General features: G+C 49.4%; 12 protein-coding genes. 5 read left to right on the plus strand and 7 right to left on the minus strand.

From position 1 onward, the window contains the following. Positions 1 to 90: 90 nt before the first annotated feature. Positions 91 to 519, plus strand: coding sequence for a pyridoxamine 5'-phosphate oxidase family protein (locus tag BLV22_RS05855; protein WP_091612521.1), 429 nt, complete (start codon positions 91 to 93; stop codon positions 517 to 519). A 44-nt stretch (positions 520 to 563) separates the two neighbouring features. On the opposite strand, the gene BLV22_RS05860 is transcribed toward BLV22_RS05855, so the two are convergent. Further along, entirely contained in the window at positions 564 to 1202 is a 639-nt protein-coding gene (locus BLV22_RS05860) for an SDR family oxidoreductase (RefSeq protein ID WP_091612522.1), read from the minus strand. Positions 1203 to 1245: 43 nt separating this feature from the next. Continuing rightward, positions 1246 to 2199 carry a DMT family transporter gene (locus BLV22_RS05865; RefSeq protein WP_176967675.1) on the minus strand — a complete coding sequence of 318 codons (954 nt, stop codon included), beginning with the start codon at positions 2197 to 2199 and terminating at the stop codon, positions 1246 to 1248. Between the two features lie 199 nt (positions 2200 to 2398). Here BLV22_RS05865 and BLV22_RS05870 point away from each other — a divergent pair, with 199 nt between their 5' ends. Both BLV22_RS05870 and BLV22_RS05875 read left to right on the plus strand, forming a co-directional pair. After that, a complete protein-coding gene (locus BLV22_RS05870) occupies positions 2399 to 3850 on the plus strand; it encodes an aldehyde dehydrogenase family protein (protein ID WP_091612527.1) in 1452 nt (483 codons plus the stop codon). Positions 3851 to 3955: 105 nt separating this feature from the next. Next, positions 3956 to 4156, plus strand: a complete 201-nt coding sequence (locus BLV22_RS05875; RefSeq protein WP_091612530.1) for a hypothetical protein — start codon at positions 3956 to 3958, stop codon at positions 4154 to 4156. A 132-nt stretch (positions 4157 to 4288) separates the two neighbouring features. Here BLV22_RS05875 and BLV22_RS05880 read toward each other — a convergent pair whose 3' ends face one another. The 3 genes from BLV22_RS05880 to BLV22_RS05890 all read right to left on the minus strand — a co-directional run bounded on the left by BLV22_RS05880 (position 4289) and on the right by BLV22_RS05890 (position 7190). After that, on the minus strand, positions 4289 to 4759 hold the full coding sequence (locus tag BLV22_RS05880; RefSeq protein WP_176967676.1) for a GNAT family N-acetyltransferase: 471 nt from the start codon (positions 4757 to 4759) through the stop codon (positions 4289 to 4291). 109 nt (positions 4760 to 4868) lie between these two features. Further along, positions 4869 to 5492 carry a cell wall hydrolase gene (locus BLV22_RS05885; RefSeq protein WP_245724028.1) on the minus strand — a complete coding sequence of 208 codons (624 nt, stop codon included), beginning with the start codon at positions 5490 to 5492 and terminating at the stop codon, positions 4869 to 4871. A 165-nt stretch (positions 5493 to 5657) separates the two neighbouring features. Next, positions 5658 to 7190: a BCCT family transporter gene (locus BLV22_RS05890; protein ID WP_281241098.1), complete on the minus strand. Its 1533-nt coding sequence runs from the start codon at positions 7188 to 7190 to the stop codon at positions 5658 to 5660. Positions 7191 to 7587: 397 nt separating this feature from the next. On the opposite strand from BLV22_RS05890, the gene BLV22_RS05895 reads away from it, so the two are divergent. Further along, complete coding sequence (locus tag BLV22_RS05895) at positions 7588 to 8751, plus strand: acyl-CoA dehydrogenase family protein (protein WP_091612535.1); 1164 nt, start codon at positions 7588 to 7590, stop codon at positions 8749 to 8751. 133 nt (positions 8752 to 8884) lie between these two features. After that, entirely contained in the window at positions 8885 to 9751 is an 867-nt protein-coding gene (locus BLV22_RS05900; RefSeq protein ID WP_091612537.1) for an SDR family oxidoreductase, read from the plus strand. Positions 9752 to 9794: 43 nt separating this feature from the next. Here BLV22_RS05900 and BLV22_RS05905 read toward each other — a convergent pair whose 3' ends face one another. Both BLV22_RS05905 and BLV22_RS05910 read right to left on the minus strand, forming a co-directional pair. Continuing rightward, the gene (locus tag BLV22_RS05905) at positions 9795 to 10859 is read right to left on the minus strand and encodes a sulfite oxidase (protein ID WP_091612540.1); all 1065 of its coding nucleotides are present in this window, start codon (positions 10857 to 10859) and stop codon (positions 9795 to 9797) included. Positions 10860 to 10876: 17 nt separating this feature from the next. Continuing rightward, positions 10877 to 11746, minus strand: coding sequence for an SMP-30/gluconolactonase/LRE family protein (locus tag BLV22_RS05910; RefSeq protein ID WP_091612542.1), 870 nt, complete (start codon positions 11744 to 11746; stop codon positions 10877 to 10879). Positions 11747 to 11846: the final 100 nt, after the last annotated feature.

Genomic DNA, 11846 nt, shown 5'->3' on the forward strand with positions numbered 1-11846 from the left:
TCCTGTTATCCCGGCTTCGAACCCATGTTTAAAAGTAGGTGGCGGCAGGAATAATGATAATTAGTTTCACTACGAAAGGAAGGATTATCCATGGATAAAAACGAAGCAAAGAGACACGCACTCGATATCATTGACAGCAATAAAGTAGGCGTCCTTGCGACGATTGAAGGCAACAAGCCCCACTCCCGCTATATGACGTTTTACAACGATAATTTCACCCTTCTTACACCGACAAGCAGCAAAACCCACAAGGCAGAAGAAATCGAAAAGAATTCCAATGTGCATATTCTGCTCGGTTACGACGGAGAAGGATACGGGGATGCTTTTGTTGAAATTTCCGGCAAAGCAGTAATCCGCCATGATCAGGAGACCAAGAAAAAGGTTTGGACCGACAGCGTGCAGTCCTGGCTCGGCTCCCCGGACAATCCGGAATATATTGTCCTCGAAATCCAGCCGGAGTCTATCCGCCTGATGAACTCCAAAGGAGATACTCCCGAGGAAATCGATTTTTCCTCTTAAGCAAATAAAAGTCCCCGCCGGTATGCATTCCGGCGGGGATTATTTTATAAAGCCTTCCAGGCTTCGTGAATATCCGTATCTCCTGCAAGCAGTTCGACCGTTTGCCCCCGGGCGTTTTCAATGTCGAGGGCTGCGACCATCGTGCGGGCAACGTCCTCCCTGGAAATATCTCTTTCTTCGGGGCTCGAAAGCTTTTCTGCCAGCTCGATTTTCCCTGTGCCCTTATCAAATGTAAGTTTTCCTGGACGGACAATCGTATATGGCAGCCCACTGCTCTGCAGATGCTTATCTGCGTTCAACTTTGCCTCCGCATAATGCTTAATGGGTCCCTGCGGGTTGTCGACGCCAATCCCGCTCAGCATAACGTAGTGCTGCACGTCCTGCACTCTTGCCGAATCAATGGTTTTCTTTGCTCCTTGCTGGTCTACGCTCACTGTTTTTTCAGGCCCGGTCGAGGAACCGGAGCCAGCGGCGAACATAACAGCATCCATGCCCTTCAGAGCGACCGCCGTATTTTCTTCAAGGTCTGCAAGAATTGTGGATGCCGCACCCAGTTTTTTCAGCTCATCGGCCTGGGAGACTTCACGTACCATAGCATGCGGAGTATGCTCCGGATGGGCTGCAAGCTGTTCCACCAACAGCCGGCCCGTATGCCCATTCGCTCCTATGACTAATACATCCATTTTAATGCCTCCTTTTTTACATTTGTTCCCTGCAGTCCTCAGTTTAAACGTCTCCTCCGGGCTTCTTTTCCCACTCGTTTTGCGATTTTCTCCGGCGGTTCCCACGCTTTTTCCGGAATTTTCCCGGTCTTGAATAGATGGAAAGAACGACCGCCGAAAAAATCAGAACGATACCAAGCCCCTGCCAGCTGCTCAGCCTGTCCCCAAAAGCGAATACGCCGATCACAATGGCCACCATCGGCTCCACGGTTGATAAAATCGCCGCTTTGCCCGATTCAATATATTTCAGCCCGATCGTAAACAGTATATACGCAGCAATCGTGGAAAGAAGAATTCCCCCAAGACCGTACATCCACATCATCGGCTCCTGTATAGCCTCTTCGTTTGCCAGAAGACCGCTGAAAGGGACCATTACCACTCCTCCGGCGAGCATCGTGTAGGCAGTGATCGTAATGGAATGGTATTTCGGCGTCACAAATTTACCAAGAATACTGTACAGGCCACAGCATAAACCGGACAGCAGCCCGATCATAAGAATCGACAGCGACATTCCGCCGGCGCCGCCGGGAAGCAGACCGGCCACCAGCGCACAGCCGGCAATCGTAAGCAAAATAGCTGCCAGCTTGTTCATTGTTATTTTTTCTTTAAATACAAATCTCGAAATGAGCGCTACAAACACCGGGCTTGTGTAGAGAAGCACCACTGCAATGGAAAGCGAGGCTTCATTCATAACAGTGAAATAACACCAGTTAAAGAGGGCAATACTGCCGACGCCGAGCCCGATAAAGTGCGGCAGATCGTACCACCGGACCTTTAGAAGATACGGCCGGACCAGGGCTACAGCCAAAAACAGGATCAGGGCCGAACCGGCCATGCGCAGAGCCACTACCTGGTCGGGTTCGATATTGTACCGGTACATGTTCTGTACGAACAATCCTGTAAACCCCCAAAACGAAGCACCGGCGACGGCAAATAAATAGGCAGTGGATGGTTTCATAGCTGCTCCCCCTTTATATGAATCTTTTTCCTTCAGCTCCGCTATCATCTCAAATTTTCCTGTCCGCTTTCTATATATTTTTAATTATTCTTAAATAGTATTGACCTTCCCTGATCTTAAATGTTTGAAAAAATACAGCGCGAGGTATATCATACATTGCTACCGGGTTTTATCCGGTAATTACGAAAGGATGGTTGCTATGCATACCGATTTTACAAAGCAGTATATTAACGGCTCCTGGGTGAGCGGCTCATCCAGCAAAACAATCGAAAATACTAATCCTTATAACGGCGAATCGCTGGGGACAATAGCTTCCGCAGACGCCAATGATCTTGACCGCGCGTATCAGTCGGCCAGTGATTATCAGAAAACGTGGGACGCCCACAGCCCCGCCGAAAAGCAACAGTATATCCACCGGCTGTATGATGTTATGCAGAACCAGAAGGAAACCATTGTGGAATGGCTGATCAAGGAATCCGGAAGCAGCAGACTGAAAGCAGAAACAGAGTTCAATACAGCTTCCAACATTGTTTTTGAATCCACGTCCTTCCCTAACCGGATTCACGGCTCGACCGCTCCTTCGAACACTCCCGGCAAAGAAAACTATACCTTCCGCTCGGGCAAAGGAGTTATCGGTGTTATCGGCCCATGGAATTTCCCGTTCCACCTGGCAATGAGAACAATTGCACCGGCAGTGGCAGCAGGTAATACTGTCGTTGTTAAGCCAGCCTCCGACACACCGGTTACATCCGGACTGCTGATTGCAGCATTGTTTGAAGAAGCCGGATTTCCGGCAGGCGTAATTCACGTTACGGCCGGACGCGGCTCTGAAATTGGCGATGCCTTCGTCACTCACGAAGTACCAGCTCTGTTATCATTCACCGGCTCCACTGAAGTCGGCACGCACATTGCTGAGCTTGCGGCGAAAAACTTAAAAGAAACCGCTCTTGAGCTTGGCGGCAACAACGCCATGGTCGTTCTTAACGATGCTGAAGTGAAAAAAGCTGCCAAAGCAGCAGTATTCGGGTCCTTTCTTCACCAGGGACAGATTTGCCTCGCATTGAACCGCGTGATTATTCACGATGACATTTACGATGAATTTGTCGAAGAGTTCACCCGCGTAGCGAAAACGTTAAAAGCTGGTGACCCTTCGGATGAAAATGTCATCGTCGGCCCGATCATTAATGAAGAACAGGTCAACAATATCGAGAAGCTGGTTCAGGGTACGATCGATGCCGGGGCTAAACTTCAAACAGAGTTTGAAATCAACGGCCAGGTTATACCGCCGGTGGTTCTTTCCGAAGTAACTAACGACATGCCGGCCGCAAAGGATGAAGTCTTCGGTCCTGTTGCGACATTAATTCGGGCATCGAGCGAAGATGAAGCAATCCGTATTGCCAACGACTCTCCTTATGGCTTGAGTGGCTCGGTCTTTACCCAGGACCGTTACCGCGGCATGCAGGCGGCGCGCCGTATTAATTCCGGCATGGTTCACGTGAACGACCAGTCTGTAAACGATGAGGCCCACCTGCCATTTGGCGGCGAGAAGCAGTCCGGTATCGGACGCTTTAATGGCGAATGGGTCTTAGATGAATTTACGACCGAGCAGTGGATCAGTGTACAGGCACAGGACCGCCCATACCCATTGTAATTTCTCCGGAAATTTGAAGCTGAATTTGTTCTGTTTCCTTTTATTACCTTGCGGCCTGCCCTAAAATTGATTACTCTATAAAGAGAGGGGTAAGGAGGTTTGGAAGTGGAACAAGAAAAAGACGTAAAAATATTTGATAAAGACGAACTTTTGTATTTTGATGGAAAAGAGTGCAGGATGATCGCGGAATATGAACGTACGATTTGTGTCGAATACGTTAATTACCCGTTCGCCGGCCAGGAGGAAGAATTTCCTTATCCACGCGTTATTCTTCGTAAAGGAGAAGTCGAACGCGCAGCTGTCTAAACGAAAAGTTTGCTTTAAAATAACAGCAAAAAACAGGGACTGTCCTTTTCCGGGGCAGTCCCTGTTTTAAATTCATCTACCTTCTTGCAGGAGACACTTTTGCTCGTTGCTTCATACGCTGTCTGTCGTTCTTTACAGCAGCTTTGCCATAACTACGACGCCAAACGGCGGCTGGCCTTCTTTTTCTGCAGTATATTCCCTTATATTTTCGTAACCCATCCGCAGATACATCTGGACATTTTGAGGCGTCGACGCCCGCACTTTACAGTAAACCCCTTCGAACTTCTCTTTTAAGGCAGCCTCCTCCACCCAGCGGACAAGCGCGGCAGCAGCCCCGTTGCCGCGGTAGGAAGGGCGGACCGACAGACGGTGGAAATAAATATAATTCTCCTCCGGCCGGAATCGGATCATCGCTGCCGCTTCCCCGTCCTTCCACCAGACGGCGGCTCGTTCTCCCTGCTCCATTTCAGCCTGAATGGCCTCTGTTGTTTCCTGAATGGCTCCTGACGGCGGCGACTCGTTCCGGTATTCCCAGAACGCTTCATACATAATGGCGTTAATCAGTGCTGCTTCTGACGGCCCTGCTTCTAATATTTCTTTCATTCTTTTCCTCCTGGCACCTTCCGAGTCCATGCTTATGATCATTTATCGTACCATATTTATTCAGGCACGAAAAAAGAACCTGCCGGTGGCAGGTTCCTGATTCTCATCATCAGCTTGCAAAAACGTGCTGGCCGATGGATAAATTCGGCGTCCGGGTCCAGATCCAGTCAGAGGTTACATCCTCCGGGTTGTAATAATACATCGAACCATTGGATGGATCATAGCCATTCCATGCCTGCCTGACCGCTTCGTACGCTGTCTGGTCCGGTGTCATGCTGTACTGTCCATCAGCTACTGCGGTGAAAGCATTCTGCTGCTGAATGACGCCGTTTACGTTGTTGGGAAATTCAGCAGATTCAAGACGGTTTAAAATAACCGCTGCCACACCTATCTGTCCTTCAAAGGATTCTCCACGGGCTTCCCCGTAGACCGCCTTAGCCACTGATGTAACTTCATCTATGCGGCTGGTTGTCTGCGGACCCGCCGCCCCGTCCACGATTAAGCCAAAATCACTTTGAAACTGTTCTACTGCCCGGGCGGTTGCCGGGCCGTAATAACCGGTCGCATTCGTATGTAAGTATCCCATCTGTATTAAATCCTGCTGAAGCGCCGTTACTTCCGGGCCCTGTGCCTCCGTTTCCAGCATAGATGCCTTAGTGGTATCCGGTGAAGCGAAAATAAAGATTGTAGCCATAATTGCAATAATAGTACTGAATAATAATTTCCTGTTCACTTTTTCACCTCCACACATATTGTATCCAAAAAATTCAATTTTCTAAACAATTTTCCTTCTTTTCAGGGAAAGTATATAACAAGGTACTAAGTGCTGGTGTTAAACAGTTCCAAATTTTACCAATAAAAAAGACCCCCATGAAAAATGGGAGTCCCGACATTCTTTTTATGAAGCTTTATCCGGTTTGTCTGTATCTTTTCGTTTATCCTTTGTTTCAATATCTGTTTCTTCCCTCAGCGCTTTAAACAGCGAGTATACCATCAGTATCATCACAATGGAAAACGGGAGCGCCGATATAATCATGACGTTCTGCAGGGCATCTATCCCTCCGGAATAAAGCAGTACGGCCGCTGTGGCTGAGAGCATAATCCCCCAGATAAACTTTACGACTGCGGACGGATTTAATGCCCCGTTCGACGTCTGCATGCCGAGCACAAATGTTGCAGAATCGGCAGACGTGATAAAGAAGGAAATAATCAAAAGGAGCGTGATAACTGACAACACAGCGCTGAGCGCATAGTTATCAAATACGCCAAAGATGGCCTCCTCAGCAGCCAGGGAGGAAATGTCTGCAAGACCAGTGCTCTGGACGTTTAACGTCGCACCGCCAAACAGGGAGAACCAGATAAAGCTCACAATCGACGGCACGAGAAGAACACCGATGGTAAATTCCTTCAGGGTCCGCCCTCTCGACACCCGGGCAATAAATATGCCCACAAATGGTGACCAGGACATCCACCAGGCCCAGTAGAAAATGGTCCACGCATTAATCCATTCCCTCGAGCTGTCGGACGTTGGCGCGATCCGGAAACTCATGCTCGGAAGCGACTGCAGATATGTGCCGATCGTATTCGTAAACAAATTCATGGAAAACAACGTCGGCCCGACAAAAAGCATTAAAATGAATAAAATGACCGTTAAGTATATGTTCGCGTTACTCAGGAATTTGATCCCTTTATTTAAGCCGGTATACGCTGATATTAAAAACAAAACAGTAATAACGACAATCACAATCAGCTGCACCGTATAATTGTTCGGTGTATCAAACAGATAAGCCATGCCCCCGGACACCTGCGCCGCCCCGACACCAAGGGTGGTCGCGATGCCTGACACCGTGGCAACCAATGCGACAATGTCCACTACTTTTCCGCCGATTCCTTTTTCGTTCATAATCGGACTGAGCATGGCGCTCACCATGCCGGGTGCGCCGCGCCGGAACGTAAAGTAGGCAAAACAGATGGCCGTGATGCCGTAAATCGCCCATGGGTGTATCCCCCAGTGCAGAAACATATAGCGCATGGAATCGACGAGCGCCTGGTCCGTTCCGACCTCTGCTTCCGGAGCGTTCGTTGCATAGTGCGAGACCGTCTCCGCCCCGCTCCAGAATACAAGCCCGACTCCCATGCCGGCACTGAACAGCATTGCAAACCAGGTTGGATAGCTGTATTCCGGCCGGTCCTCCGGCCTTCCGAGACGGATGTTTCCGTACCTGCTGAAAATAAAATAAATACATAAAAGCACAAATGCCGATACAATTAAAAGATAATACCACCCAAAACGGTTCGAGGCGAATGTCTGCACGGCGGAAGTGGCATTAAAAAACGATTCCGGGACCGCAACTCCGACCACCGCCATAATAAGTAGTATTACTAAGGCTCCGTAAAACACAAAGCCTACTCTTGGTTTTTGATTATCCACGATGGGACCCCTTCCTATTTTATGTATACTGAAAATTATTGAACTTTTGCATTATGCAGAATTAAACGAAAAATAACAAATACACTAATTTCATAGATTTTACCGTAATTCGCGATAATTTGTGATTACATAAGGTATCCTCATTATATAATCGTATCACCCTCTATATCACGGTTTAACTGTTTTTTTCGGCAAAACAATAAAATGATGTCAGATTTTCTCACGCGGTTTTTCTTTCTTTTAGCCTTGTGCCACCGCAAACACGCATCATTATCCTTTATTTTCCTTATTCAGGCTGTTTTTTTGCTTCCACAGAGGGAATATGATTTCATATATATGCGTATAAAAATCCGGCAACCCTATTCAAATAAAATTCCATCATTTTGGAGGCAGCAGTATGACTATGACCACCCTTTCCACAAAAGCCGAGCGGCTGCAGCAGCTCGAAGACACCTCCCGGACATTCGCCGGGAGAACGGAGGAACATGACCAAAACGGCACCTTCCCAGCTGAAAACATCGAGGCACTGAAAAGTATTGGCTACCCGGCCTTAACGGCCCCGGCTGCTTTTGGCGGTATTGATGCCGGTCTGCTTGAACTCGTGGAAGCCCAGGAACTTATCGCCCGCTACGACGGATCCACATCGCTTGCTATTGGCTGGCATGCCGGGATTGTTAAAAACTTAAACGAAACACGGCCGTGGGAGGAAAATTTGTACAGCCGTGTCATGAACGACGTCGTTGAAAACGGAGCCGTCCTGAACAATATCGCGACCGAAGCAGCAACCGGAAGTCCGACCCGCGGCGGCACGCCGGGAACTATCGCTGAACACCAAAACAGCGGATGGATCCTGAATGGGCGAAAAACATTCGCCACCATGTCGCCCGTGCTTGATTACTATATCGTAACGGCCCATATTACGGCAGAAGATGCTACAGCCTACTTTGTGGTGCCCAAAGAAGCTGCAGGAATATCCATTGTCGACACATGGGATTCGATTGCCATGCGCGCGACCGGCAGTCATGATGTTGTGCTTGAAAACGTCCGGGTGCCAAAGAACCACCTGGCCCAATATATCGTCCCCGGCAATAAACCAGCAGCCGGATGGCTTCTGCACATTCCGGCCTGTTACCTGGGAATCGCACAGGCCGCAGCTGATGAAGCTGCCCGCTTTGCTGCTTCCTACTCTCCCAACAGCATTAATGGAACGATCTCGGAGCTTCCGAACGTGCGGGAAAAACTCGGCCGGATGGAGCTTAAACTGCTGCAAAGCAGGCACTTCCTTCATTCCGTTGCGCTGAAATGGGATGAATCCAGTACTGAAACGAGACAGCAGATGAAAGGCGAATTGGGCGCAGCCAAAACGAGCATCGTTAACGAAGCCGTTGAAGTGGTCGACCTCGCTATGCGCGTTGCCGGAGCCAGAAGCCTTTCCGCTTCCAGTCCGCTGCAGCGGCATTACCGTGACATCCGCGCCGGGCTTCATAACCCTCCTATGGATGATATGGTAATTGACCAGCTCGCCGGCCGGCTTCTGGATTACCAGCCGCCTTCGTCCTAAGAAACCGCTCCCGGCGGTTTCTTTTTTATGCCGTTTTCTGTTGCCGCCTCCTCTATTGTACGTTTGTAATATGCATCCTGATGGTATAAATAACAATGTACACATGATTTCAATTTGAGAAAGGATGTTACACATGGATCCTAGAGATATGCAGAACGGAAGTACGCCAAGACAGCGCCAGGACAAACAGCCGGGCATTGAATCGAAGATGGAGCCGCTCCCGGCTCATCCAACCGATTATCAGGGGACCGGGAAACTAAAGGGAAAAGCCGCGCTTATCACCGGCGGCGATAGCGGTATCGGACGCTCGGTAGCTCTTCTTTATGCCAAAGAGGGAGCCAATGTCGCCATTTCCTACCTTGATGAACATGACGATGCTGAAGAAACGAAGCGCATGGTTGAAGCAGAAGGAGGCAGATGCCTGCTGCTTCCGGGAGATATTAAAGAGGAATCCCATTGTATCGATCTCGTGAAACAGACGGCAGAGGAGTTTGGCGGATTAAACATTCTCGTTAACAACGCAGCGATCCAGCACGTCCACGAAAACGTCGAGGATATTCCATCCGACGAATTCGAGGATGTGTTCCGTACCAACTTTTTCTCCCAGTTTTATTTAACAAAAGCAGCAATGGATTATTTAACTGAAGGCGACTCGATCATTTCCACCTCTTCGATCAACGCCTTCCGCGGCAACCCAATTCTCATGGATTACTCCGCGACAAAAGGAGCAATCACCGCCTTCATGCGAAGCATTGCCCAGAGTCTCGCTTCGAAAGGCATCCGGGTGAACAGCGTCGCTCCGGGACCTGTATGGACGCCGCTTATTCCTTCTTCATTTAATGAAGACGGGGTCGAGGATTTTGGGCAGGACACGCTGATGAACCGTCCCGGCCAGCCATCTGAGCACGCATGGCCATATGTGATGCTTGCTTCTGATGAAGCCTCCTATATGACCGGACAGACGATTCATATTAACGGAGGCGCCTACACGTCTTCTTAACGTTCAAAAAGGCTTCGAATCCACTTAGGATTCGAAGCTTTTTTTACTTTAGCTTGACCTGAATCGTTTCAACCGCATTGTAGCCGTAGCCCTTTTGATTCCAGAAGGCCTGCATAGGCTGCTGGCGTCCACCAGCATCGCGGGCCCTGGCCATTAGTGTATATTCTCCGGCCGCCGCTTCCGGCCACTCATAGAACCATTTTGTCCATGTGTACGGCGTATCGCTTCGAGGCTCAAGCTGTGCCTCCGCCCATGTCTGGCCGCCATCTGTACTTACTTCGACCAGCTCGATAACAGCTTCGCCCGACCAGGCAATGCCTTCTATTACCTGCGTTCCTTCTTTTGTAATTTCCATATCAGCCGGGGACTGAATAATGCTGTTTACATTCATGGTCGTCACCGGAAAGGCGTCTTTCCGGCTGTTTTTGTGCGGATAATAAACATAGTCAATCGCCTGAAAGGGACCTTCAAACGCTTCTTTACTCACGGTGAGCCGCTCAATCCATTTCATGGAAGCCATTGCGTACCACCCCGGTACAATTAACCGAAGCGGCGCTCCGTGTTTGAAAGAGAGCGGCTGGCCGTTGTATTCGTAGGCGATGATAGTGTCCGGGTCCATCGCTTTTTCTACCGGCAGGCTCCGAGTGTAGGCATAAACGTCCTTTTTATCGGGACGCTCTCCCGCGTCCCCTGCGGCAGTGATAACTTCCACGGCTGTTTCCTTATCCCACCCGGCTTTCCCGAGCAGGGCTTTCAGCGGCACCCCCTTCCATTTTCCCTGGCTGATGGCTCCCTTTCCCCACGGCTCTCCGAAGGCTTTGGGCTCAAATAAGCTTCTTTTGTTGCCCGCACACTCCAGCACTGTCTCTACTGTTCGTGAGGGCAGGGCCTGGATATCTTCGAGCGAAATAAATCCCGGGCTGTCCACGAGACCGTCAATCGTAACCCCTGCCGCCGGGGACTGAGGGTACGGAAAGTGATTGCGCCGGTAAAACAGTGAAGAATGCACGTGTTCGTTTCCGACAAATGGAATCGGCGTTTCCTGATTTTCCGGCTCCAGGCTTAACGTTTTTAGATACAATTCTTCCGGAACTTTTTTTGAACACATATTCTCTCCCTTCTTTTTCAGCCGCCAAACGAGTAGGTTGGCATGCCCGGCACATCGGTACGGATATGAAACAGTCCACCTGCATGCGGTTCTTCGCGGAGCTCCTCTTCAGAAAGCCCGCCTCTCGCAGTTGTAATGTACAGATCCTTTAAATCTTCTCCGCCAAACACACAGGAGGTCGTTCTCTGTGCCGGAACGGTCACTGTTTCCAGACGTTCACTCGTCTGTGGATTCCAGCGTTCAACTTTCCCCAGGCGGTGCAGTGCGATCCAAAGCATGCCTTCCTGGTCCATGCACATTCCATCCGGGGAGCCTTCCTGAAACGTAATCGCTGTTCGTTTACCTGTAATTTCCCCCGTAACAGCATTCAAATCATACGCCATCACTTTTTTAGTCGGTGTATCGATGTAATACATCATACTTCCATCTTCCGTCCAGGCCAGGCCGTTTGAAATAGTGACGCTGTCAAAAATCGTATCGAGACTCATATCTTTATTCAGGCGGTATAAAGCAGCTTCCCCTGTGCCGCGCTCGACCGCCATCGTTCCAGCCCAAAAGCGTCCGGACGGATCACATTTACCGTCATTGAACCGGTTTCCCGGCTTGTCTGCTTCCGGATCTATAATGGCTTCCTTCTCTCCGGATACGAGATCGTAGGAATAGAAGCCATCCCTCAAAGCAAGCATCATTCCTCCTTTTTCTCTCGGCACCGCAGCACATACGTGCTGATCGAGCTTACGTTCATAGTGCCGTCCTGAAGAAGGATGATATTCCATTAATTTAAAGCCATCAATATCCACCCAGTATAAAACACCGCGCCCGGCGTCCCAGCTTGGGCCTTCCCCAAGCTCTGCTTTCTGATCTATTACAAGCGATGCTTCTCTCATCCTGTTTTCCTCCTCTTCATTATTCTAATGTTCTTCTTCCCCGTCCTTTCCATGTTTAATGCCAACGAAAGCAACTTTCTTTACTTTTCATCAGTTTAAA

Origin of the sequence: Marinococcus luteus, from assembly GCF_900106595.1 — a bacterium.
GTDB lineage: Bacteria > Bacillota > Bacilli > Bacillales > Marinococcaceae > Marinococcus > Marinococcus luteus.